The sequence below is a fragment of the Streptomyces sp. NPDC099050 genome, assembly GCF_044759865.1.
Classification (GTDB): domain Bacteria; phylum Actinomycetota; class Actinomycetes; order Streptomycetales; family Streptomycetaceae; genus Streptomyces.
This window is the reverse complement of sequence record NZ_JBIWAE010000002.1, coordinates 534,028-558,383: the sequence shown is the minus strand read 5'-3', so window position 1 is coordinate 558,383 and position 24,356 is coordinate 534,028. Positions and strand designations below refer to the sequence as shown.

Sequence of the window (24,356 nt, the reverse complement as noted above, 5' to 3'; positions counted from 1 at the left end):
CCTGAGTGAGGACATACCTGCCACCATGCGTGCCGATCGCGTCTTCGCGTACGGCGTCACGGCGGGCCTGATCGGCGACCGGATCCTCGGGGATCCGCGCCGAGGGCACCCCGTGGCCGCCTTCGGACGAGCCGCCGCCGCCGTCGAACGCGCCCTGTGGCGCGACGACCGCGCGCGGGGCGTCCTGCACACCCTGCTGTGCGCCGGAGGCGCGGCCGCCGTCGGCGCGCTGGGCGCCCGCGCCGTGCGCTCCCGGCCCGCGGCCGCCCGTATCGCCCTCACCGCCGCCGCCACCTGGGCCGTCGTGGGCGGCACCTCGCTGGGCCGGGAGGCCCGCGCCATCGGCGGTGCGCTCGCCGCCGGGGACGCCGAGGTGGCCCGCGAACGGCTGCCCCACCTGTGCGGGCGGGACCCGCAGGCGCTGGACGAGCAGCAGATGGCCCGCGCGGTCGTCGAATCGGTCGCCGAGAACACCTCCGACGCCGTGGTCGGCGCCCTGGTGTGGGGCGCCGTCGCGGGCGTCCCCGGGCTGCTGGCCTTCCGCGCCGTGAACACCCTGGACGCGATGGTCGGCCACAAGTCCCCCCGCCACCTGCGCTACGGCTGGGCCTCGGCCCGGCTCGACGACGTCGCCGGCTGGCCGGGCGCCCGGCTGACGGCCCTGGCCGCCGTACTGGCCGGGCCCGACCGGCGGGGAGCCGTACGGGCCTGGCGCGCGGACGCCGTCAAGCACCCGAGCCCCAACGCGGGGCCCGTGGAGTCCTCCTTCGCCGGGGCGCTCGGCGTACGGCTGGGCGGGACCCTGGCCTACGCGGGCCGGGTCGAACACCGGGCCGTGCTCAACGGAGCGGCTGGGCGGCCCGTGGAGGTCGCCGACATCGAACGCGCGGTGCGGCTGTCGCGCCAGGTGACCTGGGTGGCCCTGGGGGCCTGTGTGGCCGCCCGGACGCTGGTCTCCCGGACGCTGGTCGCCCGTACTACCAAGAAGGGGCGGCGCGCATGAGCGGCGGCGCGAAGCGCGGCGGGGGGCTCCTCGTCGCCGGTACGACCTCGGACGCGGGCAAGAGCGTGGTCACGGCGGGCATCTGCCGCTGGCTGGCCCGGCAGGGCGTGAAGGTGGCCCCGTTCAAGGCGCAGAACATGTCGCTGAACTCCTTCGTGACGCGGGAGGGCGCCGAGATCGGCCGCGCCCAGGCCATGCAGGCCCAGGCGGCCCGCGTGGAGCCCACCGCGCTGATGAACCCGGTGCTGCTCAAGCCCGGCAGTGACCAGAGCAGCCAGGTGGTGCTGCTGGGCAAGCCGGTGGGCGAGATGAGCGCGCGCGGCTACCACGGAGGCCGGCAGGAGCAGTTGCTCGGCATCGTCACGGACTGCCTGGAGCAGTTGCGGGGCACGTATGACGCCGTGATCTGCGAGGGGGCGGGCAGCCCGGCCGAGATCAACCTGCGCCGGACCGACATCGTGAACATGGGCATCGCGCGGGCCGCGCGCTTCCCGGTGGTCGTCGTCGGCGACATCGACCGGGGCGGGGTCTTCGCGTCCTTCTTCGGTACGACGGCGCTGCTCTCCTCCGAGGACCAGTCGCTGATCGCGGGCTACCTGGTCAACAAGTTCCGCGGCGACGTCACCCTGCTGGAACCGGGCATGGAAATGCTGCGCGGTCTGACCGGGCGGGCGACGTACGGGGTGCTCCCCTTCCAGCACGGGCTGGGCATCGACGAGGAGGACGGCCTGCGGGTCTCCCTGCGCGGCGCGGTACGCGAATCCGTGGTCGCCCCGCCCGTGGGCGAGGACGTGCTGCGGGTCGCGGTGTGCGCGGTGCCGCTGATGTCCAACTTCACGGACGTCGACGCGCTGGCGGCGGAGCCGGGCGTGGTCGTGCGGTTCGTGGACCGGGCCGAGGAACTGGCCGACGCGGACCTGGTCGTGGTCCCCGGCACCCGCGGCACGGTCAAGGCCCTGGCCTGGCTGCGCGAGCGGGGACTGGCGGACGCGCTGGCCCGGAGGGCCGCGGAGGGCCGGCCGGTGCTGGGCATCTGCGGCGGGTTCCAGGTCCTGGGCGAACACATCGAGGACGAGGTCGAGTCGAAGGCCGGCTCCGTGCCGGGGCTCGGGCTGCTTCCCGTCCGGGTCCGCTTCGAGCGGGAGAAGACCCTGGCGCGGCCGGTGGGTTCGGCGCTGGGCGAGCCGGTGGAGGGGTACGAGATCCACCACGGCGTGGCCGAAGTCCTGGGCGGGACCCCCTTCCTGGACGGGTGCCGGGTCGGGGCGGTGTGGGGCACGCACTGGCACGGCTCGCTGGAGTCGGACGGCTTCCGCCGGGCCTTCCTCCGCGAGGTCGCCTCGGCGGCGGGCCGCCGCTTCGTCCCGGCCCCGGACACCTCCTTCGCCTCCCTCCGGGAGGAACAGCTCGACCTGCTGGGAGACCTGATCGCGGAGCACGCGGACACGGACGCGCTGCTCCGGCTGATCGAGACCGGAGCCCCGACGGGCCTCCCCTTCCTCCCCCCGGGCGCGCCGTGAGCGGCGCAGCCCTGCGGGGCCAGTCCCCTACCCACCCTTCCACCGTTCCCCGGGCTCTGCCCGGACCCGGTCCTCACACGCCGGACGGGCTGGATTTGCCGCTGCGCGGCAAAAATCAGCCTCGCCGGCGTTTGAGGCGCGGGGTCTGGGGCGGAGCCCCAGGGAACGGGCGAACCGGGGGTCCCCCCGGACAGAGTCTGGGGGAGGGTCGGGGAACTTCGCCCCGCGCAGCGGCGCCCCGCACCGGCCCCGCCGTCCAAGCCCGCCCGCGCACGCGTACCCGTACACCCATACAAGAAGGGGCCACCGCATGAGCACGCCCTACCCGTTCACCGCACTGGTCGGCCAGACCGACCTGCGCCTCGCGCTGCTGCTCAACGCCGTGAGCCCCGCGGTCGGCGGTGTCCTCGTGCGCGGTGAGAAGGGGACCGCCAAGTCCACCGCCGTCCGCGCCCTGTCCACCCTGCTGCCTCAGGTGGACGTGGTCCCCGGCTGCCGGTTCAGCTGCGCGCCCACCGCCCCGGACCCCGCCTGCCCCGACGGCCCCCACGAGGCGGGACCGGCCGCCGCGCGGCCCGCCCGCATGGTGGAGCTGCCCGTCGGGGCCTCCGAGGACCGGCTCGTCGGCGCCCTGGACATCGAGCGGGCCCTCTCCGAGGGCGTGAAGGCCTTCGAGCCCGGCCTGCTGGCCGACGCGCACCGCGGGATCCTGTACGTCGACGAGGTCAACCTGCTCCACGACCACCTCATCGACCTGCTCCTCGACGCCGCCGCGATGGGCGCCTCCTACGTGGAGCGCGAGGGGGTCTCCGTACGGCACGCCGCCCGCTTCCTGCTCGTCGGCACGATGAACCCCGAGGAGGGCGAGCTCCGCCCGCAGCTGCTCGACCGGTTCGGGCTGACCGTCGAGGTCGCCGCCTCCCGCGAGCCGCTCCAGCGGGTGGAGGTGGTACGGCGCCGGCTCGCCTACGAGGACGACCCCGCGGGGTTCGCGGGCCGCTGGTCCGGGGACGAGGAGGAGGTCCGCGCCCGGGTGGTGGCCGCGCGTGCCCTGCTCCCGCAGGTGCGCCTCGGCGACACCTCGCTGCTGCAGATCGCCGCGACCTGCGCCGGTTTCGAGGTCGACGGCATGCGCGCCGACATCGTGATGGCCCGTACCGCGACCGCGCTCGCCGCCTGGGCCGGGCGGACCGAGGTGCGCAAGGAGGACGTGCGGCAGGCCGCCCTGCTCGCGCTCCCCCACCGCCGTCGCCGCAACCCCTTCGACGCACCGGGTCTCGACGAGGAGAAGCTGGACCGGATCCTGGACGGGTTCCCGGACGAGGAGCCGGACCCCGAGCCCGAGCCGGAGGGGCCGGGCGAGGGTCCGCAGGACGACGGCCCGGACGGCGGCGGCACCGACGGCCCCGACGGCGGGGGCGGCGTGCCCCCGCAGGGCTCCGGACCGGACGACGCGCCCGGGGCGGAGCCGGAGGCGCAGGCCCCCGACGCGCCCGGGCAGCAGCCCGAGACGCAGCCCTCCTCCCAGGAGAACGAGGCTGCCTCCGGTCCGGCCGAGCAGGCACCCGTGCGGGCCGCCGAGCCCTTCCGCACCAAGATGCTCAGCGTCCCGGGCCTCGGCGAGGGCGCGTCGGGCCGGCGTTCGCGCGCCCGCACCGCGCACGGCCGCACCACCGGCGCCCAGCGCCCCCGGGGCCAGCTGACCAAACTGCACCTGGCGGCGACCGTCCACGCCGCCGCCCCGCACCAGAAGGCGCGCGGGCGCACCGGGCGCGGGCTGATCGTCCGCAAGGACGATCTGCGGCAGGCGACCCGGGAGGGCCGCGAGGGCAACCTCGTCCTGTTCCTCGTCGACGCCTCCGGCTCCATGGCGGCCCGGCAGCGCATGAGCGCGGTCAAGGGCGCGGTGCTGTCCCTGCTGCTCGACGCCTACCAGCGCCGGGACAAGGTGGGCCTGATCACCTTCCGGGGCTCCTCGGCCGAGCTGGCCCTGCCGCCCACCTCCTCCGTGGACGCCGCCGCGGCCCGGCTGGAGAAGCTGCCGACCGGCGGGCGCACCCCGCTCGCCGCCGGGCTGCTCAAGGCCCACGAGGTGCTGCGGATCGAGCGGCTGCGGGACCCGAGCCGGCGGCCGCTGCTGGTGGTCGTCACCGACGGGCGGGCCACCTCGGCCGGCTCCGTGGGCGGCGATCCCCGCGCCCTTTCGGCGCGCAGCGCCCGGCTGCTGGCGGCCGGCGGGGTCGCCTCCGTGGTCGTGGACTGCGAGTCGGGTCCGGTCCGGCTCGGGCTGGCCGGGGTACTGGCCGCCGATCTGGGCGGCCCGGCCGTCTCCCTCGACGGGCTGCGGGCCGATTCGCTGGCCGGGCTCGTCAAAAGCGTACGTACTCCATCCCCGACCCTCAGGAGGGCCGCGTAATGCCGCAGGGACAGCCGTCCGTCGTTCCGGACGACGGACTCACGACGCGTCAGCGCCGCAACCGCCCGCTCGTCTTCGTCCACACGGGGCCGGGCAAGGGCAAGTCGACGGCGGCCTTCGGTCTGGCGCTGCGCGCCTGGAACCAGGGCTGGCCGATCGGGGTGTTCCAGTTCGTCAAGTCGGCGAAGTGGAAGGTCGGCGAGGAGAACGCGCTGAAGGTGCTCGGCGCCTCCAGCGAGGGCGGCTCCGTCGTCTGGCACAAGATGGGCGAGGGCTGGTCCTGGGTCCAGCGCGACGCGCAGCTCGACAACGAGCAGGCGGCCAAGGAGGGCTGGGAGCAGGTCAAGCGCGATCTGGCCGCCGAGACGCACAAGCTGTACGTGCTGGACGAGTTCGCGTACCCGATGCACTGGGGTTGGATCGACGTCGACGAGGTCGTCGAGGTGCTGCGGACCCGTCCGGGAACCCAGCACGTGGTGATCACCGGGCGCAACGCACCGGAGAAGCTGGTGGAGTTCGCGGACCTCGTCACCGAGATGACCAAGGTCAAGCACCCGATGGACGCCGGCCAGAAGGGCCAGAAGGGCATCGAGTGGTGACCTCGTTCAACATACCGAGACTGGTCATCGCCGCGCCCTCCTCCGGCAGCGGCAAGACCACCGTCGCGACGGGCCTGATGGCGGCCTTCTCGGAGCGCGGCCTCGCCGTGTCCCCGCACAAGGCCGGGCCGGACTACATCGACCCGGGCTACCACGCGCTGGCCACGGGCCGTCCGGGGCGGAACCTCGACGCGTTCATGTGCGGGCCGCAGCTGGTGGCCCCGCTGTTCGCGCACGGGGCGGCCGGATGCGATCTGGCCGTCATCGAGGGCGTGATGGGGCTCTACGACGGGGCCGCGGGGCGGGGCGAACTGGCGTCGACGGCGCAGGTCGCGAAGCTGCTCCGGGCGCCGGTGGTGCTGGTCGTCGACGCGTCCTCGCAGTCGCGGTCGGTGGCGGCGCTGGTGCACGGTTTCGCCTCCTTCGACCCGCAGGTGCGGCTCGGCGGCGTGATCCTGAACAAGGTCGGCTCCGACCGGCACGAGGTGATGCTGCGGGAGGCGCTGGAGGAGGCGGGGATGCCGGTGCTCGGCGTCCTGCGGCGGGCTCCGCAGGTGGCCGCGCCCTCGCGGCACCTGGGGCTGGTGCCGGTCGCCGAGCGGCGGGCGGACGCGGTGTCTTCCGTCGCCGCGCTGGCCGACCAGGTCCGGGCGGGCTGCGATCTGGAAGCCCTGATGGCCCTGGCCCGGACGGCCCCGCCGCTGGACTGCCAAGCCTGGGCTCCGGAACAGGCTCTGCTCCCCCACCCCGCCCCTTCCCGAAACCGGGCTCTGCCCGGACCCGGTCCTCGAACGCCGGACGGGCGGGAGGATGCCGCGCAGCGGCACGATGCAGCCTCGCCTGCGTCTGAGGCGCGGGGTCCGGGGCGGATCCCCGGCGGCGGCTCCGCACCCGTCATCGCCGTCGCGGGCGGGGCCGCCTTCACGTTCTCGTACGCCGAGCACTCGGAGCTGCTGCGCGCCGCGGGCGCGGAGGTCGTCACCTTCGATCCGCTGCGCGACGAGGCGCTGCCCGAGGGAACCACCGGCCTGGTGATCGGCGGCGGATTCCCCGAGGTGTACGCCCCCGAGCTGTCCGCCAACGAGCCGCTCCGCAAGGCCGTCGCCGCGTTCGCCGCCGCCGGTGGCCCGGTGGCCGCGGAGTGCGCCGGGCTGCTGTACCTGGCCCGCTCGCTGGACGGCAAGCCCATGTGCGGGGTGCTCGACGCCGACGCGCGGATGTCGGAGCGGCTCACGCTCGGCTACCGCGAGGCGGTGGCCGTCTCCGACAGCGTCCTCGCGCCGGCCGGGACCCGGCTGCGCGGGCACGAGTTCCACCGGACGGTGATCGAGCCGGGCGCCGGCAGCACACCGGCGTGGGGCTTCACGCATCCGGAACGCCGGGTCGAGGGCTTCGTGGCCGACGGGGTGCACGCCAGCTACCTGCACACGCACTGGGCGGCGGAGCCTTCCGTGGCGCTGCTGTTCGCCGAGGCCGCGGCAGCGCATCGGTGAGCCCGAGACGCCCGGGACCGGCCACCGCGTCACTCCGCCAGGCCCACCACCAGCCAGATCCCCGCCACCCCGCCCACAGTGCACATCAGGGTGGACAGCGCGGGGTGCTTGTGGTGGGCCTCGGGCAGGATCTCGGCGGCGGCCAGGTACAGCAGGACGCCGCCGAAGAAGCCGAGGTAGGCCCCGAGCGGTTCCTCCGGAAGGGTGAACAGCAGAGTGGACGCCGCGCCCACGACGGGGGCCACCGCGTCCGCGAAGAGCATGAGCAGGGCCTTGCGGCGGGCGTTCCCGTACAGCCGGGTGAGCGTGTACGTGTTGAACCCGTCGGCGAAGTCGTGGGTGATGACGGCCAGCGCCACGGCCACGCCCATCCCCCCGCCGACCTGGAACGCGGCACCGAGGGCCACCCCGTCGGCGAGGCTGTGGCCGACCATGGCGGCGGCGGCCGTCAGGCCGACCTGGGGGACCCGCTGCCCGTGCTCGGGGTCCCCGTCGCCGTTCCTGGCCCCGTGGGAGGCCTGACGGACGGCCAGGAGCCGTTCCACGCAGTGGGCGGCGAGGAACCCGCCGACGAAGAGCAGCAGCGCGAGCGGGACCCCGAAGAGTTCGTCGCCGGCTGCGTGCATGGCCTCCGGGAGCAGGTCGAGGCCCACGACGCCGAGCATCAGCCCGCCGGCCAGACCCAGCACGAGGTGGCGGCGGTCGGTGACGCGTTGCGCCGTCCATCCGCCTGCCAGGGTCATCAGGAACGCACCCAACGCCACGATCACGGCCATGTGCCCCTGCATACCGACTCCGCGCCGCCCGCGCACTTCCGCGCCCGGGTGGCGGACCACGGAGAGTTGACGGGGCCGCCGCACGGACGGTCCACGAACACGACGAACACCACGCACACCACGACGGAGAACGGGTGAACCTGTTGGGCGAGTACGCGACGCAACTGGTCGTCGGGGTCGGAGGCCGCGCGGGCGTGTCCGTGGCCGAGGTGTGCGCGCTGGTGGAGGAGACCCTGCGCGGCGCCGGGCTGGCGTCGGGTTCGGTGACGGCCCTGGCCACCGTGGAGGGCAAGGTCCTGGAGGCGGGGATCGCGGGTGCGGCGGAACGTTTCGGCGTGCCCCTGCTGAGCTATCCCGCCGAGCGCCTGGCCGCGATCCCGGTGCCGCACCCCTCGGACGCCGCCCGCGAGGCCGCCGGCACCGCGTCGGTGGCGGAGGCCGCCGCGCTCGCCGGGGGCGGGGAACTCCTCGTACCCAAACGGCGGTCGGTGGCGGCGACCTGCGCCGTCGCCACGGCCCACACGCACGATCTGCGCCACCACGGGGACGCGGAGGTCGCGGACGGGGGCGCGGAGCTGATCGATCTCGCGGTGAACGTACGGTCCCACACGCCGCCGCGGTGGCTGAAGGAGAGGATCGCGGCTTCGCTCGACGGCCTGTCCGCGTACCCCGACGGCCGCGCCGCCCGCACGGCCGTGGCCCTGCGCCACGGGCTACCGGTCGAGCGGGTGCTGCTGACCGCGGGCGCCGCGGAGGCGTTCGTCCTGATCGCGCGGGCGCTGGGCGCCGTACGGCCCGTGGTGGTGCATCCGCAGTTCACCGAGCCGGAGGCGGCCCTGCGCGACGCGGGCCACCGGGTGGAGCGGGTGGTGCTGCGGGCCGCGGACGGCTTCCGGCTGGACCCGGCGGCGATACCGGAGGAGGCCGACCTGGTGTTGGTCGGGAACCCGACCAATCCGACCTCTGTGCTGCACCCGGCGGCGACCCTGGCCGCGCTGGCCCGGCCCGGGCGGATCCTGGTGGTCGACGAGGCCTTCATGGACGCGGTCCCCGGCGAACGCGAGGCCCTGGCCGGGCGGACGGACGTACCGGGCCTGGTGGTGCTGCGGAGCCTGACCAAGACCTGGGGGCTGGCCGGGCTGCGCATCGGCTACGTACTGGCCGAGCCCGGGGTGATCGCGAAGCTGGCGGCGGCGCAGCCGCTGTGGCCGGTCTCCACGCCCGCGCTGGTGGCGGCCGAGGCGTGCGTCTCCCCCGCGGCGCTGGCCGAGGCGGAGGCCGCGGCCCGGCAGATCGCGGTGGACCGGGAGCACCTCCTCGCGGGGCTCGCGGAGTTCGAGGAGATATCCGTGGCGGGTACGGCGGCGGGGCCGTTCGTGCTGATCCGGATCGAGGGCGCGGCGGAGATCCGCATCCGGCTGCGCGCGCTGGGCTTCGCCGTGCGCCGCGGCGACACCTTCCCCGGGCTGGACCGCTCCTGGCTCCGGCTGGCGGTCCGCGACCGTGCGACGACGGGCCGCCTCCTCCAGGCCCTCGACGTGGCCCTCGCCGCGCGCTGACCACGCGGGTGGGGCCCGGCATGCGGGCGGGGCCCGCCACGCGGGTGGGGCCCGGCGTGCGCGGGCCTCACCCCAATGGCGCGTTTGCGCCGACCGCGCATGGCGGGGCTCGCACGGGTGCGCGAGTATCTCCGCAGGCACCGACCATGCGACACCGGGGGTACGGGGATGAAGGCAATCGGCAGGATGGGCGCGGCCGTGGCCGGCCTGGCCGTGGTGGGAGGCGCCGTCTTCGGCGTGACGCGGCTGGCGGGCGAGGACGCCGGCGCGGCGGCCGGTCAGCGGCTGGGGGCGGAGCCGGGGGCGACCGCGGGTCCCGGCCGAGGCGCCGCGGCCGGAGCGACGGCCCCGGCCCCGGCCCCGCCCGCCGGGAAGGCGTTCACCCTCGTCGGCACCGGCGACATCATCCCGTACCCGTCGATCATCCAGCGGGCCGCCGACGACTCCGCGGCGAAGGGCGGCCACGACTTCCGGAAGATACTCGCCGGGGTCAAGCCCGTCGTCTCGGCCGCCGACCTGGCGATATGCCACCACGAGATACCGTACGGCCGACCCGGCGGCCCCTACACCGGATACCCCCTCTTCAAGGCCCCGCACCAACTGGCCGACGCCCTCAAGGACACCGGCTACGACAGTTGCTCGACCGCCTCGAACCACACCCTGGACGACGGGTACGACGGTCTCGTCCGCGTCCTGGACCACCTCGACCGCGTCGGCATCCGCCACGTCGGCTCGGCCCGCGGCCCCGAGGAGGCCAAGGCCCCGGCCCTGCTCGAAGCGGGCGGGGCCAAGGTCGCGCAACTGGACTACACGTACGGGACGAACGGCATCCCGCTCCCCGCGGACAAGCCCTGGGCCGTGAACCTGATCGACCCGGCGCGGATCATCGCCGACGCCCGCGCCGCGCGCGCGGCCGGCGCGAACGTCGTCGTCCTCAGCGTCCACTGGGGCTCCGAGTGGCAGACGGCCCCGGACAAGCAGCAACTGGAGCTGGCCCGGACGCTGACGGCCTCACGCGCGGCGGACGGGCTCCCCGACATCGACCTGATCCTCGGCACCCACAACCACGTGCCGCAGCCGTACGAGAAGGTCAACGGCACCTGGGTGGTGTACGGCATGGGCGACCAGGTGGCGAGCTTCTACGAGGCCGACAAGGCCCGCGGCAACATGTCCTCGGTCCCCCGCTTCACCTTCGCCCCGGCGGCCGGCCGTCCGGGCCGCTGGGAGGTGGTGAAGGCCGAGTACCTCACGCAGTTCTCGGACATGCGGCCGCCGTTCCGCGTCGTCTGCACCTCCTGCGAGGCCGCCTCCTCCTCCGCCGACAGCACGTACGCCGCGGCCGACCGCGAGGTGACGAAGGCCGTGATGTCACGGGGCGCCGCGGAGCAGGGGCTGACCCGCGCGACGAAGTAGGCCCTACGAGGCCCTGCCGCGCCGGGTCACGACCAGTGCGGCGGCGCCGAAGCCGAGCAGGAGCAGCGCACCGCCCGTGACGTACGGGGTGAGCGAGCCGCCTCCGGTCTCGGCGAGGTCGGCCTGGGTCCCGGTGCCGCCGGTGGTGGCCGTCTGCGGCTTGACGTCGGGCAGCTTCGAAGGAGCGGGGCTGGGGGCGGGGGCGGCCGGGGACTCGCAGCGGGCTTCGGCGAGCACGATCTCGCCCTCGACCTCGGCGACGTTCAGATCGAGCGGGTTCACCGACACCTTGAGCCGCAGCGCGGTCGCGGCGGCCGTGGTGGAGGTGGTCCGGGCGGTGGAGAGCTCCAGGGCCACCAGGCCGACCTTGGGGACCTCCACCTTGGTGGGGCCGCCCGCCGAGAGGGTGACCTTCTTGCCCAGGACGGTCACGGCGCCCAGGACGTTGGAGTTCGCGACCGGCTTCCGGCCCGCCTCGCAGACGGCCTTGGAGGTGACCTTCTCCAGCTCGATCACGGACAGCAGGGGCAGGCCCGGCACGTGGATCCGGGCCTTGGCGAGGTTCGCCTCCGCCGCGGCGCGGCCGCCGTCGACGGTGGCCTTGGAGGTGGCGACGTCGGCGCGCAGGACGCTGACCGGCGCTCCGCCCTCCACCCCGTCGAGGGTGACGGTCAGCGCCGTCTTCGCGGCGTCCGCCGGGGCGCTGACCTCGTTGAGGGTCGCGTTCAGCGGGATGTGCACGGTCTTGTTGAGCAGGCCCACGTCCAGCGTGGTGCGCAGGACGACGGCACTGGCCTTGCCCCCGGCCGGGCGGGATCCGGTGGAAGGGGCGGAGCCGGTGGCGAAGGCGGGCGGTGCGGCGAGCAGGGCAACCGCTCCCGTGGCGACGAGCGCGGCCACGGGCATGCGGAAGGTGTTGCTGTTCAAGGTGGTGGAACCCCCAGGGAGATGGGAGCCGTCGCGGCGCCAATGGGGGACATTGCGCGCGCAGACGGCCTCGACCCCGGAATCTTTACGCACTGAGAGTGAACGGGGGTGAACCCGAAGTGAGTTCACCCCAAAGGGTGGTTTCCAGGCATAGGTTCGATTACATGCGCCTCACCCGGAACGGGAGTTCCCTCCCATCCCGGGAATCCCGGCCGCCCGGGCCGCGCCGGACCCGTGTGGGGCCCGTGTCGGGCCCGTGTCGGGCGTACACAACGACCGCGCCGCCGCCGACGTCACGCCCCGTCAACTCCCGTACGGCCGCTGCCCTCAGGCCACCACCGCCCCGTTCACCACCACCCGCAGCGGCTGCGCCAGTGCCCGTACGTCGGCCCGCGGATCGGCCTCGTAGACCACGAGGTCGGCGGGGGCGCCCTCGGTCAGGCCGGGCCTGCCGAGCCACTCGCGCGCGCCCCAGGCCGTCGCCGAGAGGGCCTGCAGCGGCGGGATCCCGGCCTTGACGAGCTCGCCCACCTCGGCCGCGACCAGGCCGTGCGGGAGGGAACCCCCCGCGTCCGTGCCGACGTAGACCCCGATGCCCGCGTCGTAGGCGGCGCGGACGGTGTCGTAGCGCCGCTCGTGCAGCCTGCGCATGTGCGCGGACCAGCGCGGGAACTTGGCCTCGCCGCCCGCCGCCATCTTCGGGAAGGTCGCGATGTTCACGAGGGTCGGGACGATGGCCACCCCGCGCTCCGCGAACAGCGGGATGGTGTCCTCGGTGAGCCCCGTGGCGTGCTCGACGCAGTCGATGCCCGCCTCGACCAGGTCCCGCAGGGAGTCCTCGGCGAAGCAGTGCGCGGTGACCCGCGCCCCGAGGCGGTGGGCCTCGGCGATGGCCGCCTCCACTTCGGCGCGCGGCCAGCAGGCGGTCAGGTCACCGGCCTCGCGGTCGATCCAGTCCCCGACCAGCTTGACCCAGCCGTCGCCGCGCCTCGCCTCGCGGCCCACGTACGCGACGAGGTCGGCGGGCTCGATCTCGTGGGCGAAGTTGCGGATGTAGCGGCGGGTGCGGGCGATGTGCCGGCCGGCCCGGATGATCTTCGGCAGGTCCTCGCGGCCGTCGATCCAGCGGGTGTCGGACGGGGACCCGGCATCGCGGATGAGAAGGGTGCCCGCGTCCCGGTCGGTCAGGGCCTGCCGTTCGGCGGTGTCCGCGTCCACCGGCCCGTGGGCGTCGAGCCCGACGTGGCAGTGCGCGTCCACCAGCCCGGGCAGCACCCATCCGGTGACCTCGGTGACCTCCCGGGCGCCGCGCGGGCGCTCGTAGGAGATCCGGCCGCCCACGACCCAGAGCTCGTCGCGGACCTCCTCGGGGCCCACCAGCACCCGCCCCTTCACGTGCAGCAGACCCGACCGTGCGCTGTCGCCGTTGACCTCGTCGCTCATGGCGGCACTCTATGTGGGGGCTCGGTAGGCTCTCCAGGTCGGTCCGGACTTATCCGGACGAACGACCCCGACCCGAGCGAACGAAGAGAGCGGCGCCGTGAACCACCCCCTCCTGGACCTTCCGCCCCTGACCGCCGCGCGCTTCGCGTCGATCGAGCGGGGGGTCGCGGAGCTGCTCGGGACCCGGGCCGACGTGGTGATCACCCAGGGCGAGGCACTGCTGCCGCTGGAGGGGTGCATCCGGTCGGGCGCCCGGCCCGGCTCGACCGCGCTGAACGTGGTGACCGGCCCCTACGGGACCACTTTCGGCAACTGGCTGCGCGACTGCGGGGCGCGCGTCGTGGACCTGGAGGTCCCCTTCGACACCGCGGTGTCCGCCGCCCAGGTGGACCGGGCCCTGTCGGAGCACCCGGAGATCGACTTCGTCTCCCTCGTCCACGCGGAGGCGGCCACCGGCAACACCAACCCGGTGGCGGAGATCGGCGAGGCCGTACGGGCCCACGGGGCGCTGTTCATGCTGGACGCGGTGGCCTCGGTGGGCGCGGAGCCGCTGCTGCCGGACGACTGGGGCGTGGACCTGTGCGTGATCGGCGCGCAGAAGGCGATGGGCGGACCGGCCGGCGTCTCGGCGGTGTCGGTCTCCGAGCGCGCGTGGGCCCGCTTCGCGGAGAACGCCTCGGCGCCGCGCCGCTCGTACCTCTCCCTGCTGGACTGGAAGGAGCGTTGGATCGACGGCGGGCGCACGGCGCTGCCGCACGCGCCGGCGCAGCTGGAGATGCTGGCGCTGGAGGCCTGTCTCGACCGGATCGCGGCCGAGGGGCTCACGTCGGTGACGGCCCGCCACGCCGCCGCGGCGGCGGCGACCCGCGCGGGCGCCGTGGCGCTGGGCCTCGCCCCGTACGTCGGCCGGGACGAGGCGGCGGCCCCGGTGGCCACCACCCTTCGGGTCCCGGAGGCCTCGCTGGTGGTGGCGAAGGCCCTCGCGGTGGATCCGGCGGCCCCCCTCGCGGCGGGCGGCGGCGCGCTGGCCCGGGAGATGGTCCGGGTCAACCACTACGGCACGGCGGCCTCCCCGGCCACCGTCGGGGCCTGTCTGACGGCCCTGGCCGGGGCCCTGTCGGTGGATCCGGCCGGGGCCCTCGCGGCGGCGGGCTCGGCCTGGTCGGCGGCCCTGCCCTCCGCCTGAGCGGGCCCGCGCGTCCGGGCGGGCGCGCCCGGGCGGGCGCTCGAGTGTCGGCCCGCCGGGGGTCAGCCCTCCAGGAGGTTCAGCAGCCGGTCCACGTCGGCCTCGGTGTTGTAGAGGTGGAAGGAGGCCCGCAGGGTTCCCGCGCGGGCGGACGTGGAGATGCCCGCGGCGAGCAGGGCGCTCTGACGGTGGGCCAGGCCCGGCACCGAGACGATCGGGGACCGGCCCGGCACGGGCTCGTGGCCCAGGCGGGCGAGGCCGGCCCGGTAGCGGGCGGCCAGGGCGGTGTCGTGGGCGTGGACGGCGCCGATCCCGATCCGCTCCAGCAGGGCCAGCGAGGGCTCGGCGGCGTGGTAGGCCAGGAAGGCCGGGGACTCGTCGAAGCGCCGGGCTCCGTGGGCCAGTTCCCGTAGCGGGCCGTAGATGGCGTCCCACATGTCGGCGAGCGCCACCCAGCCGGCGTGCAGCGGGGTCACGGTGTCCTGCGCCTCCTGGGAGACGGTGAGGTAGGAGACCCCGCGCGAGGCCAGCAGCCACTTGTACCCGGCGGTGACCGTGTAGTCGTAGGGGCTCGCGTCGAAGGGCAGCCAGCCCGCCGCCTGCGAGGCGTCGACCAGCATCCGCGCCCCGTACGCGGTGCTCGCGGCGCGGACGGCCGCGAGGTCCGCCGTGCGCCCGTCGGCGGACTGTACGGCGCTCAGCGCGACCAGCGCGGTGTCCGGGCCGACGGCTTCGGCGAGGGACTCCAGCGGGGCGAAGCGGACCTTGAGGTCGCCGCGCACCACGAAGGGGTTGATGACGGAGGCGAACTCACCCTCCGGGCACAGGACTTCGGATCCGGACGGGACGGATGCGGAGATCAGGCCGACGTGGGTGGAGACGGCCGAGCCGACGGCCACGCGATCCGCGGGGACCCCGACCAGGCGGGCGAACGCCTCCCGGACCCGCTCGACGCGGCCGAAGTCCCCGAAGCCTTCCGGGAGTCCGGCCCCCGCCGTCTCGGCGAGCCGCCGCACCTCGGCGACGGCGGCCCGCGGGAGGGTCCCGTAGTTGGCGGTGTTGAGATAGGTGATGGAGTGCGCGAACTCGTCGCGGACGGTCTCGGGCGCAAAGAGGTCCATGACTTTCACTCTGAGCCAGGACCAACCCAAAGTCCATTGCCGGGTTTCCCGCACCACACCAAAGGACTACTTATGTCGAGGCCTTACGGGCGCGGTACCGCGCACGCCCCGTCGGGCTCGCACGCCTCGCCCTCGGGGGCGGCGGGCGGGGTGACCTCACGGCCGGCCCAGGCCTGTTCCAGCGCCCGGGTGAACACCTCCGCGGGCTGTCCCCCGGAGATCCCGAAGCGCCGGTCGAGCACGAAGAACGGTACGGCGTTGGCGCCCAGTTCGGCCGCCTCGCGCTCGTCGGCCCGCACCTCGGCGGCGTACGCGGACTCGTCGGCCAGCACCGCGCGCGCCTCGGCCCCGTCCAGTCCGGCCTCGACGGCGAGCGCGACCAGCACGTCGGCGTCGAAGACGGAGCGCTCCTCGCCGAAGTTGGCGCGGTAGGCGAGGTCGAGCAGCTCCTCCTGGCGGCCGCGGGCGGCGGCCAGGTGCAGCAGGCGGTGGATGTCGAAGGTGTTGCCGTGGTCACGGCCCTCGGTGCGGTACGTCAGCCCCTCGGCGCGGGCGCTCGCGGCGACGTGCTCCTCCATGCCGCGGGCCTCCTCCAGGGTGCGGCCGTACTTCTTGGCCAGCATCTCCACGACCGGAGCCACCTCGCCCTTGGGGCCGTTCGGGTCGAGCTCGAAGGAGCGGTAGACCACCTCGACCTCCTCGCGGTGTGCGAAGCCGGCCAGCCCCTCGGTGAACCGGGCCTTGCCGATGTAGCACCACGGGCAGGCGATGTCGCTCCAGATCTCGACGCGCATGTTCCTTCTTCCCTCCACGGAATCAACTGTTCCGTGTTCAACCATCCGGCCCCGCGTCTCATTCCCCGGACGGCCCACCCATGGCCACCCGGTCTCCCACCGTGAGCCACAGGATGCGGTGGGAGCCCGCGGCGCGGGCCCCTTCGGGATCCGGGAGCCAGCCGTGGGCGGCGTAGAAGGCCTGGGCGCGGAGGTTGTGCTCGAAGACCTCCAGGCGGACCCTGCGCACGCCCGCGCGGCGCCAGGCGTCGAGACAGGCGGCGTGCAGGGCCGCCCCGGTGCCGCGGCGCCAGTGGACGGGGTCCACGTGGAGCTGCGTGAGGGTGGTCTCGCCCTCGGCGGTGCGGAAGGCCGCCACCCCGGTGAGCTCGCCGTCGCGCTCGGCGCAGAGGACGCCGCCGTCGGCCTCGGCCCGGGCCACCGCCCGGGACCAGCCCTCCCGGGTGCGCGCCAGTTCGGCGGCGCCGCCGTAGGCCTCCTCGGGTATCCGGCCCCGGTAGTAGGTGGCGCGGGCCCGGGTGTGGAGGGCGGCGATGGCGTCGAGGTCTTCGGGCTGCGCGGTCCGGATCATGGGATGGAGAACGTGCCGGGAGCCCCTGCCGGTTCCCGGCACGGGCTACTTCTTCAGCCAGGCCTTCATCATCTTCTGCGCGATGGGCGCGGCGAGTTTGCCGCCCCCGATCTCCGAACGGTCGGTGTCCGAGCCGACGATCACGACGGCGACCGCGATCTGCTTGCCGCCCGCCTTGCCGTACGTGGTGTACCACGCGAACGGCGGCAGGCTGTTGTTCACGCCGCGCTGGGCGGTACCGGTCTTGGCTCCCGACTCGACGCCCGGAATCTGGACGTTCTTACCGCCGCCCTCGGTGGCGACCGTCTTCATGGCGTCCCGGACCATCGACGCGGTCTTCTCGCTCATCACCTGCTGGGACTTCGGGTCCTTGAAGCTCTCCAGCACGTTGCCGTTGGAGTCGGTGACCTCGGAGACCATGTGAGGGGAGACCAGCTTCCCGCCGTTCTCGATCGCGGCCGTCACCATGGCCATCTGGAGCGGGGTGGCCTGGACGTCGAACTGGCCGATTCCGGTCTGGGCGACCTGGTCGACCGACATCTTCTTCGTCGGGTACTTGCTGGTGGGGTCGGTCCAGACGGGGAGCTTCTGCACCACGTTGAAGCCGAGCTTCTCCGCCATGGCCCGCATCTTGTCCTGGCCGAGCTTGTGGGCGAGGTCGGCGAAGACGTTGTTGCAGGACAGCTTCAGCGCGTTGCGGGGGGTCGCGTTGTTGCAGAGCGAGTCGTCCACCTCGCTGCGCAGCTTGGTCCTCGTCCCGGGGATCGTGTAGTCGCCGGGAACCGAGGTCGGCGTGTCGATGTTCTTGACCAGGCCGTTCTCGATGGCCGCCGCGAGGGTGACCAGCTTGAAGGTGGATCCGGGCGCCTGCGGCCCCCGCAGGGCCGTGTTCTCCATGGCCTTGCCCTTGTCCTGGTTGAGCGCGTCCCAGGCCTTCTGGTCCGCGTCGCCGGCGCCGGCGATGCTGCCCGGGTCGTAGGAGGGGTTGTTGACGACGGCCAGGATCTCTCCCGTCGCCGGGTCCATGGCCACGGCCGAGCCCTGCTTGCCCTGGAGGGCGTCCCAGCCCGCCTTCTGGACGTCCTTGTCGATCGTGGTCAGCACGTTGCCCGGGGCCGCCCGCTTGCCGGTGAGCGTGTCCATGATCGTCTTGAGCCGGTTGTCCGAGCCGTTGAGGACGTTCTTGTAGACGCCCTCCAGCATGCTCGACCCGAAGGCCTGGGAGCTGTAGCCGGTGATCGGCGCGTACAGCGGTCCGTCGGTGTAGGTCCGCTTGTACCGGAAGTCCTTGCCGCCCGTGTCCTTGGAGCCGGTGATCGCCTGCCCGCCCACGATGATGTTCCCCAACGGGTTCTCGTACTGCCCGATGAGGTTGCGCCGGTTGTTCTTGTCGTCTGCGAGGGCCCGGCCTTGGTACGCCTGCACCCAGGTGACCCGCACCAAAAGGGCCAGCACCAGAAGCAGACAGAAGACCGACGCACGCCTGATCGTCTTGTTCATCCCCCAGAAGGACGCCCCAGCCGTCCCGGGCGTTCCGCTCTGCCCCGATTGTGGCGGAGTTCTCAGCCTTTCTTCATAAGGAAGCCTCCCTCGTACGCCGCGATGACCGCCTGGGTCCGGTCCCGGGAGCCGGTCTTGGCCAGCACCGCGGCCACGTGCGTCTTGACCGTCTGCGGGCCGACTCCGAGCCGCTCGCTCACCTCGTGGTTGGAGAGCCCGGCGGCCATCAGGCGCAGTACGTCGGCCTCCCGGTCCGTGAGCCGGGCGACCCAGGGCGCGGCGGCCGGCCCGGCCCCGGGCGGGGTGTGGGTGGCGGCCAGGGAACGGACGGCGGCGGGGAAGAGCAGCGAGTCCCCGCGCGCCACGAGCCGGACCGCGGCGGTCAGCTCGTCGGGGTCGGCCCGCTTGAGGAGGAACCCGGACGCTCCCGCGCGCAGCGCGTCGTACACGTGGGCGTCGTTCTCGAAGGTGGTGACCACCACGATCCGGGGCGGCTCGGCCATGGTGGCGAGGATCCGCTCGGTGGCCCGGATGCCGTCGATCTCCGGCATCCGCACGTCCATGAGCACCACGTCCGGGGCGAGCGCCCGGACCACGGTCACGGCCTCGGCCCCGGTGGCCGCCTCCCCGACGACCTCAAGATCGGGCTCGGCGTCGAGGATGACCCGCAGGGCGGTACGGACCATCCGCTCGTCATCGGCCACCACCACCCGCAACGGCAGCCGAGCCGCCCCGGCCACCAGCGGCCCCACGGCCGGAGCCGGAGCCGGGGCGGGGGCCGGGGCCGGAGGCGGAGCCGAGACCGAGACCGGAGCCGGGGCCGGGGCCACGGGTGGAGTCGTCTCGCTGGTTCCGGGCGCGGCCGCCTCCGCGGTCGCGGTCGGCGGCTCAGCCGTCGGCGGGGCCGTCCGCTCGGCCGTCCGCGCGGTCGCCGCCGGGTCGTCGGGCGGCGTCTGCGGCTCGGGCGGGCTCATCGGGTGCCCTCGCCGAGCGGGAGGACGGCGCGCAGCCGCCACCGGCCCTCGTGCGGGCCCGCCTCGACCAGCCCGCCGAGCAGCGCGGCCCGCTCGGCGGCGCCGTGCAGGCCCCGGCCCCCGGTGGTGCGGGCCCGCGGAGCGGCCTCGGCCGCCACCGCCGGTTCGTTCGTCATGACGATCTCCAGTTCCTCGTATCCACCCGGCTCCCCGCGCCGACCCGGTTCCCCGTGCCCGCCGGGCGCCCCGTGCCCGCCGCGCTCCAGCCCCTGTCCACCTGGGCCGCCCGGTCCGCCCTCTTCCCCCCGCACCCGTACGAGGATCCGCAGATCGACCGGGCCCGTCCCGTGCCGCAGGGCGTTGCTCAGTCCCTCCTGCACGATCCGGTACGCCTCCCGGGAGGCGATCGCCGGAAGCCTCCCCCAGTCCCCGGAGGGGCCCGGGTCCTGACGGGCGGTGATCGGGGTCCCGGAGGTCCGGCTGCGGGCCAGCAGCCCGTCGAGGTCTGCGGCGAGCGTCGGGGCGGCGGGCAGTGCGCCGCCCCCGGCGCCCGCTCCGTCGCCCTCGCGCAGCAGGCCGAGGACGGCGTCCAGCTCCCCCACCGTGCGCCGGGTGGTGTCCTCGATCGCGGCCAGTGCTTCCCGGACGAAGCCGGGGTCGCTGTCGAGCACCCGCCGGGCGGCGCTCGCCTGGAGGGTGACCGCGCTCAGGGCGTGCCCGACGGCGTCGTGCAGCTCCCGGGCCAGCCGGTTGCGGACCGCCAGGTCCGCCGCACGCTCCTCGGCGGCCGCCAGCCGGTCCGCCGCCGTCGGCCCGAGCAGGACCGGCGCCAGCCGTGCCAGCAGCGCCCCCGCCCCGGCTGCGCACAGGACGAGCCCGGCCAGCAGCCCGATCCCGAGCAAGGGGGCCACGTACGGCTGGGCCCGCGCGTCGAACCAGCCGAGCGTGACCGGGAACTCCCGCAGCGCGCTCACGAACGGCAGGGCGAGCAGCACCACCGCCATGGGCGGTACCGCCAGGCTCGCTCCGCTGACCAGGGCTCCGACCCCCAGGTGCAGGGTCCACCAGGCCGAGGCCCGCCCCCGGGCCGCCCAGCTCCGGGCCCGCCCCTCGGCGAACCGCTCCCCCGGCACCCCGCACAGGGCGCGCGCGGCGGCCACCGACATCGGCCGGACCAGTCCGGACAGCCCGGTCACGGCGACGAGCGGCAGGGCGGCGGCGTAGGCGGCGAGGCTGAGCGGCAGGGACGCGCGTGCGTTGCTCCCGCCCGCGAGGACACCGACCATCACCTCCGTGAGGAGGAAGTACGGCATCAGCAGGGCGCCACCGAGGATCAGATGGAGCCAGCGCATCCTGGCCCGCGCCCCCAGCGGCCGGCCCAGACCGGCCCTGGCCCCCATCCGCGTCAGGCCGTACGGCGGGAGGCGAGGAACCGGGTGAGAACGACCGCGCCGAGCATTCCGGTGACCATCTGGCCAGCGTAGGTCAGATGGATCATCGTGGAGGGCTGTCCGCCGACAGCGTCCGGTCCCAGCACGGCGATCAGCAGCCACGCGCCCCAGCTCAGCGCCGCCGCCGACCCGGTCCACGCGAGGACCAGCGGCCAACGCGCCGCCCGCTGCCCGCCCCCGGCCAGCAGCAGCACCCCGGCGACGGCCACGAGGACGCATATCGCGTGGACCGCGTTGACCACGCCCGTCTCCGCGGAGTACACCGCGACCTGCTTCGCGCTGAGCCCGGCCGTGCCTCCGAACGCCCAGTACAGCTGCACCGCGGTCACGGCCAGGCCCAGTACCGCCGAGGCTCCCGCCACCACCCCCGTGGACGGCGGGAGCCTCTTCCCCAGCACGCCCTGCCAGCGCGTGCCCCAGCGCTCCCGCGCATAGGGCACGAACAGCCCGGCCAGAGCGAGTCCTTGAAGCATGAAGCCGATGTAGACGACGTTGGACACCCACGGGTCCAGGAAGGGCTCCTGAGCCGCCTGAGCCGCCTCGTCGGCCCCCATGCCCAGCGCCTTCACGGCCATCTGGCCCGGGAACGCGGTGAAGATCGGGATCAGCAGCCCGGTCGCGACGAAGGCCGGGACGATCAACGGCCACGACGGCACCCGCATGCCCCAGGGGCGGGTGAGCACCAGCACGAGCAGGATCACGGTGGCGTCCATGACCAGCGTGACCGCGTTCGCCACGGTGAAGAACGGCCCGCGCTCCAGGAGCACGCTGCCGTCCGGTATGCCGATCCGGCTCCCGCCCAGCCAGGCGGCCTTCATCGCCAGGTACGGGAGGGTGGAGATCAGGGCCACCGCCCGCAGGATCCGCCGCCCGGTCCCCGGCGCGGGGGCCGCCGGCGTCAACGGCTCCGACGGCCGCACCGCGTCCGTCACATCGTTGCTGTGTACCGCTCGTGTGGTCATGACCCAACGGTCCCGCGTCCGTCCCGCCGCCACCTCCCCCTTGAAGGGGAACCGCCTCCCCCGCCCGGGGGAGGAACCAGACCCTCCGCTCCAGCACCGTCCGCCCCAGCACCGTCCACCACGGCGCCGACGGCTACATCCGCCGCGTCACCACCGACAGCTGGTCGCGCGCCGCGAACAGCGCCGCCTTGATGCCCCGTTCGTGCCCCGGCGTCAGCCTCGCCACCGGTACCGAGCAGCTCACCGCGTCCCGCGCCGGAGTCCGGTACGGCACCGCCACCCCGAAGCAGCGCAGTCCGAGCGTGTTCTCCTCCCGGTCCACCGCGTACCCCTGCTCCCGTACCAGGGCCAGGTCCTCGATGAGCCGCTCCCGGTCGGTGATGGTGTGCTCGGTGACGGCTTCGAGCCGGCGCGGCAGCAGTGCGCGTACCTCTTCGTCCGTGTGCGTGGCCAGCAGCGCCTTGCCCAGCGCCGTCGAGTGGACCGGCAGCCGCCGCCCGACGCGGGTGAAGGGGCGCAGGTAGTGCTGGGACTGCCGGGTGGCCAGGTAGACCACGCTCGTGCCGTCCAGGCGGGCCAGGTGGATCGTCTCGGTCGTGTCGTCGGAGAGCCGGTCCAGCGTGGGCCGGGCCGCGGCCACCACCTCGTCCCCGTCGATGTACGAGCTGCCGACGAGCAGGGCCCGGACGCCGATGCCGTACCGCGTGCCCGTCGCGTCCGTCTCCACCCAGCCCAGGTTCACCAGGGTGCGCAGCAGCATGTAGAGGCTGGATTTGGGCAGGGAGAGGTCGCTCTGGATGTCGGCGAGGCTGTGCAGCCCCGGCCGGGAGGCGAAGTGCTCCAGCAACAGGACCGTGCGTACCGCCGATTTGACGGCCGCCGACGCTCCCGAGCCCCCCGGCTCAGCTGTGGTGGTCATCCGCCTTCGCGCCCCTCTGTCTCTTGCTGTCTCTTGTCAACCCGGAAGACACGGAAATAGAGTCCACGGTGGATGTGATCATTCATCCAACGGAACAGCGTTCACAATACTGAACGCATCCGCGCGGGTCAGCGTAGATCCAGGAGGCAGTTCGCCATGGCAGCAACACCAGTCTGGAGTGTGGACCCCCGCACCGGGAAGCACCGCGAGCAGGTTGCGGTGGAGGCCACACCCCGGGAGCTGGACGAAGCCGTGCGCGCGGCCCACGCCGCCCGCGGCTCGCTGGCCGACGCGGGGAGGCGCGCCGCCTTCCTGCGCGCCGCCGCCGATCTGCTCGACGGGGCCGCCTCCCACGTCATCGAGGCCGCCGACGCCGAGACGGCGCTCGGCCCCGGCCGGCTCACCGGCGAGCTCGCCCGCACCACGGGCCAGTTCCGCGCCTTCGCCGACGCCGTGGACGAGGGCTCCTACCTCGACGTCCGCATCGACCGCGCCGATCCCACCACCGCCCCGCCCCGCCCGGAACTGCGCCGCTACAAGGTGCCGCTGGGCGTGGTCGCGGTCTACGCCGCCTCCAACTTCCCCCTCGCCTTCTCCGTGCCCGGCGGCGACACCGCCAGCGCACTGGCCGCGGGCTGCCCGGTCGTGGCCAAGGCGCACCCCGACCACCCGGCCACCTCCGAACTGTGCGCCTCGCTGCTGCGCCGGGCCGCCGTCTCCGCGGGGCTGCCGGCCGAGGTCGTCGCCGTGGTCCACGGGTTCGACGCGGGCCTGGAGCTGATCCGGCACCCGCTGGTCACCGCCGCCGGGTTCACCGGCTCCATCCGGGGCGGGCGGGCCCTGTTCGACGCCGCCGCCGCACGGCCCGTACCGATCCCCTTCCACGGCGAACTGGGCTCCCTCAACCCCGTCGTGGTCACCCCGGCGGCCGCCGCCGAGCGCGCCGAGGAGATCGGCGGCGGGCTGGCCGGCTCGGTCACGCTCGGCGTCGGCCAGTTCTGCGTCAAGCCGGGCCTGGTCCTCGTACCCGAGGGCGCGGACGGGGACCGGCTCGCCGGGGCGCTGGCCAAGGCGCTCGGCGAGACGGAGCCCGGGGTGCTCCTCGACCACCGGATGCGGGAGAACTTCGTCGCCGGAGTCCGCGAACGCGCCGCCCTGCCCGGGGTCGACGCACCCGTCACGCCCGGCGCGGGCGGCGAGCACACCGTCGGCGCGGGCTACCTGAGCGTGCCGGCGCGGACCCTCCTGGAGGGCGGGCCCTACGAGGCGCTCCTGGAGGAGTGCTTCGGCCCCGTCACCGTGCTGGTCCGGTACGCCGGCCAGGACGAGGCCGCCGCCGTGCTCGGGCGGCTCCCTGGGAACCTCACCGCGACCCTCCAGCTGTCGGCCGCCGAGGCGGACGGCGGCCCGGGTCCGGCGGCGGAGCTGATCTCCCAGGTCACGACGCTGGCGGGCCGGGTCGTGGTCAACGGCTGGCCGACCGGTGTCGCGGTGGCCCCGGCCCAGCACCACGGGGGCCCCTACCCGGCGGCGACCTCCCACTCCACCTCGGTCGGCGGCACGGCGATCGAGCGCTGGCTGCGCCCGGTGGCCTACCAGTCGGTGCCGGACGCGCTGCTCCCGGCGGAACTCCGCGAGGCCAACCCCCTGAACCTCCCGCGACGGGTCACGGGAGGCTAGGGGCTGCCGTCCGGATGCGCATCCGGATGCGGATGCTGATGCTGATGCT

Annotated in this window: 19 protein-coding genes and 1 pseudogene; 9 read left to right on the top strand and 11 right to left on the bottom strand. The window is 74.5% G+C overall.

Going from position 1 to position 24,356, the window contains the following annotated elements; translation table 11 throughout:
- The first annotated feature begins 25 nt into the window (after nucleotides 1–25).
- From ACIQV3_RS05525 to ACIQV3_RS05505, 5 genes and pseudogenes are all read left to right on the top strand, one after another.
- Complete coding sequence (locus ACIQV3_RS05525; RefSeq protein WP_403710004.1) at nucleotides 26–1,003, top strand: cobalamin biosynthesis protein; 978 nt, start codon at nucleotides 26–28, stop codon at nucleotides 1,001–1,003.
- A pseudogene (locus ACIQV3_RS05520) lies at nucleotides 1,000–2,618 on the top strand (cobyric acid synthase); the annotation flags it as partial. The gene ACIQV3_RS05525 and the pseudogene ACIQV3_RS05520, both read left to right, overlap by 4 nt.
- Before the next feature lie 215 nt (nucleotides 2,619–2,833).
- Nucleotides 2,834–4,939: a putative cobaltochelatase gene (locus ACIQV3_RS05515; protein ID WP_403710002.1), complete on the top strand. Its 2,106-nt coding sequence runs from the start codon at nucleotides 2,834–2,836 to the stop codon at nucleotides 4,937–4,939.
- The gene (gene cobO, locus ACIQV3_RS05510; RefSeq protein WP_403710000.1) at nucleotides 4,939–5,538 is read left to right on the top strand and encodes a cob(I)yrinic acid a,c-diamide adenosyltransferase; all 600 of its coding nucleotides are present in this window, start codon (nucleotides 4,939–4,941) and stop codon (nucleotides 5,536–5,538) included. Before ACIQV3_RS05515 ends, cobO begins: the two co-directional genes overlap by 1 nt.
- Nucleotides 5,532–7,031 (top strand): cobyrinate a,c-diamide synthase, encoded by a 1,500-nt coding sequence (locus ACIQV3_RS05505; RefSeq protein WP_403709998.1) that lies wholly within the window; start codon nucleotides 5,532–5,534, stop codon nucleotides 7,029–7,031. Before cobO ends, ACIQV3_RS05505 begins: the two co-directional genes overlap by 7 nt.
- A gap of 29 nt (nucleotides 7,032–7,060) precedes the next feature.
- Here ACIQV3_RS05505 and ACIQV3_RS05500 read toward each other — a convergent pair whose 3' ends face one another.
- A complete protein-coding gene (locus ACIQV3_RS05500) occupies nucleotides 7,061–7,807 on the bottom strand; it encodes a ZIP family metal transporter (protein ID WP_403709996.1) in 747 nt (248 codons plus the stop codon).
- Nucleotides 7,808–7,941: 134 nt separating this feature from the next.
- Here ACIQV3_RS05500 and cobC point away from each other — a divergent pair, with 134 nt between their 5' ends.
- Both cobC and ACIQV3_RS05490 read left to right on the top strand, forming a co-directional pair.
- Nucleotides 7,942–9,366 (top strand): Rv2231c family pyridoxal phosphate-dependent protein CobC, encoded by a 1,425-nt coding sequence (gene cobC, locus ACIQV3_RS05495; protein WP_403709994.1) that lies wholly within the window; start codon nucleotides 7,942–7,944, stop codon nucleotides 9,364–9,366.
- A gap of 168 nt (nucleotides 9,367–9,534) precedes the next feature.
- Nucleotides 9,535–10,779 (top strand): CapA family protein, encoded by a 1,245-nt coding sequence (locus ACIQV3_RS05490; RefSeq protein ID WP_403709992.1) that lies wholly within the window; start codon nucleotides 9,535–9,537, stop codon nucleotides 10,777–10,779.
- Nucleotides 10,780–10,782: 3 nt separating this feature from the next.
- Here the strand turns inward: ACIQV3_RS05490 and ACIQV3_RS05485 are convergent, their stop codons facing one another.
- Both ACIQV3_RS05485 and ACIQV3_RS05480 read right to left on the bottom strand, forming a co-directional pair.
- Nucleotides 10,783–11,706 carry an SCO1860 family LAETG-anchored protein gene (locus ACIQV3_RS05485; RefSeq protein ID WP_403709990.1) on the bottom strand — a complete coding sequence of 308 codons (924 nt, stop codon included), beginning with the start codon at nucleotides 11,704–11,706 and terminating at the stop codon, nucleotides 10,783–10,785.
- Between the two features lie 327 nt (nucleotides 11,707–12,033).
- Entirely contained in the window at nucleotides 12,034–13,149 is a 1,116-nt protein-coding gene (locus ACIQV3_RS05480) for an amidohydrolase family protein (RefSeq protein ID WP_403709988.1), read from the bottom strand.
- Between the two features lie 97 nt (nucleotides 13,150–13,246).
- Between ACIQV3_RS05480 and ACIQV3_RS05475 the strand changes: the two genes are divergently transcribed.
- Nucleotides 13,247–14,335: a pyridoxal-phosphate-dependent aminotransferase family protein gene (locus ACIQV3_RS05475; RefSeq protein WP_403709986.1), complete on the top strand. Its 1,089-nt coding sequence runs from the start codon at nucleotides 13,247–13,249 to the stop codon at nucleotides 14,333–14,335.
- 62 nt (nucleotides 14,336–14,397) lie between these two features.
- Here the strand turns inward: ACIQV3_RS05475 and ACIQV3_RS05470 are convergent, their stop codons facing one another.
- The 8 genes from ACIQV3_RS05470 to ACIQV3_RS05435 all read right to left on the bottom strand — a co-directional run bounded on the left by ACIQV3_RS05470 (nucleotide 14,398) and on the right by ACIQV3_RS05435 (nucleotide 22,627).
- Nucleotides 14,398–15,456 (bottom strand): aminotransferase class V-fold PLP-dependent enzyme, encoded by a 1,059-nt coding sequence (locus ACIQV3_RS05470; protein WP_403709984.1) that lies wholly within the window; start codon nucleotides 15,454–15,456, stop codon nucleotides 14,398–14,400.
- Nucleotides 15,457–15,539: 83 nt separating this feature from the next.
- Nucleotides 15,540–16,250 (bottom strand): DsbA family oxidoreductase, encoded by a 711-nt coding sequence (locus ACIQV3_RS05465; protein ID WP_403709982.1) that lies wholly within the window; start codon nucleotides 16,248–16,250, stop codon nucleotides 15,540–15,542.
- 58 nt (nucleotides 16,251–16,308) lie between these two features.
- Complete coding sequence (locus ACIQV3_RS05460; RefSeq protein WP_403709980.1) at nucleotides 16,309–16,821, bottom strand: GNAT family N-acetyltransferase; 513 nt, start codon at nucleotides 16,819–16,821, stop codon at nucleotides 16,309–16,311.
- A 45-nt stretch (nucleotides 16,822–16,866) separates the two neighbouring features.
- Nucleotides 16,867–18,321: a peptidoglycan D,D-transpeptidase FtsI family protein gene (locus ACIQV3_RS05455; RefSeq protein ID WP_403709978.1), complete on the bottom strand. Its 1,455-nt coding sequence runs from the start codon at nucleotides 18,319–18,321 to the stop codon at nucleotides 16,867–16,869.
- A 62-nt stretch (nucleotides 18,322–18,383) separates the two neighbouring features.
- On the bottom strand, nucleotides 18,384–19,037 hold the full coding sequence (locus ACIQV3_RS05450) for a response regulator (RefSeq protein ID WP_403710164.1): 654 nt from the start codon (nucleotides 19,035–19,037) through the stop codon (nucleotides 18,384–18,386).
- A gap of 254 nt (nucleotides 19,038–19,291) precedes the next feature.
- Complete coding sequence (locus ACIQV3_RS05445) at nucleotides 19,292–20,695, bottom strand: sensor histidine kinase (RefSeq protein WP_403709976.1); 1,404 nt, start codon at nucleotides 20,693–20,695, stop codon at nucleotides 19,292–19,294.
- A 5-nt stretch (nucleotides 20,696–20,700) separates the two neighbouring features.
- A complete protein-coding gene (locus tag ACIQV3_RS05440; RefSeq protein ID WP_403709974.1) occupies nucleotides 20,701–21,708 on the bottom strand; it encodes a hypothetical protein in 1,008 nt (335 codons plus the stop codon).
- A gap of 133 nt (nucleotides 21,709–21,841) precedes the next feature.
- Complete coding sequence (locus ACIQV3_RS05435) at nucleotides 21,842–22,627, bottom strand: IclR family transcriptional regulator (RefSeq protein ID WP_403709972.1); 786 nt, start codon at nucleotides 22,625–22,627, stop codon at nucleotides 21,842–21,844.
- A 156-nt stretch (nucleotides 22,628–22,783) separates the two neighbouring features.
- Here ACIQV3_RS05435 and ACIQV3_RS05430 point away from each other — a divergent pair, with 156 nt between their 5' ends.
- Entirely contained in the window at nucleotides 22,784–24,307 is a 1,524-nt protein-coding gene (locus tag ACIQV3_RS05430) for an aldehyde dehydrogenase (NADP(+)) (protein WP_403709971.1), read from the top strand.
- Nucleotides 24,308–24,356: the final 49 nt, after the last annotated feature.

Bases quoted from the DNA above. Each gene is read 5' to 3' on its own strand.
- ACIQV3_RS05525 (WP_403710004.1), top strand. From the start codon at position 26: ATGCGTGCCGATCGCGTCTTCGCGTACGGCGTCACGGCGGGCCTGATC.
- ACIQV3_RS05515 (WP_403710002.1), top strand. From the start codon at position 2,834: ATGAGCACGCCCTACCCGTTCACCGCACTGGTCGGCCAGACCGACCTG.
- cobO (WP_403710000.1), top strand. From the start codon at position 4,939: ATGCCGCAGGGACAGCCGTCCGTCGTTCCGGACGACGGACTCACGACG.
- ACIQV3_RS05500 (WP_403709996.1), bottom strand. From the start codon at position 7,807: ATGGCCGTGATCGTGGCGTTGGGTGCGTTCCTGATGACCCTGGCAGGC.
- ACIQV3_RS05490 (WP_403709992.1), top strand. From the start codon at position 9,535: ATGAAGGCAATCGGCAGGATGGGCGCGGCCGTGGCCGGCCTGGCCGTG.
- ACIQV3_RS05480 (WP_403709988.1), bottom strand. From the start codon at position 13,149: ATGAGCGACGAGGTCAACGGCGACAGCGCACGGTCGGGTCTGCTGCAC.
- ACIQV3_RS05470 (WP_403709984.1), bottom strand. From the start codon at position 15,456: ATGGACCTCTTTGCGCCCGAGACCGTCCGCGACGAGTTCGCGCACTCC.
- ACIQV3_RS05465 (WP_403709982.1), bottom strand. From the start codon at position 16,250: ATGCGCGTCGAGATCTGGAGCGACATCGCCTGCCCGTGGTGCTACATC.
- ACIQV3_RS05460 (WP_403709980.1), bottom strand. From the start codon at position 16,821: ATGATCCGGACCGCGCAGCCCGAAGACCTCGACGCCATCGCCGCCCTC.
- ACIQV3_RS05455 (WP_403709978.1), bottom strand. From the start codon at position 18,321: ATGAACAAGACGATCAGGCGTGCGTCGGTCTTCTGTCTGCTTCTGGTG.
- ACIQV3_RS05445 (WP_403709976.1), bottom strand. From the start codon at position 20,695: ATGGGGGCCAGGGCCGGTCTGGGCCGGCCGCTGGGGGCGCGGGCCAGG.
- ACIQV3_RS05440 (WP_403709974.1), bottom strand. From the start codon at position 21,708: ATGACCACACGAGCGGTACACAGCAACGATGTGACGGACGCGGTGCGG.
- ACIQV3_RS05435 (WP_403709972.1), bottom strand. From the start codon at position 22,627: ATGACCACCACAGCTGAGCCGGGGGGCTCGGGAGCGTCGGCGGCCGTC.
- ACIQV3_RS05430 (WP_403709971.1), top strand. From the start codon at position 22,784: ATGGCAGCAACACCAGTCTGGAGTGTGGACCCCCGCACCGGGAAGCAC.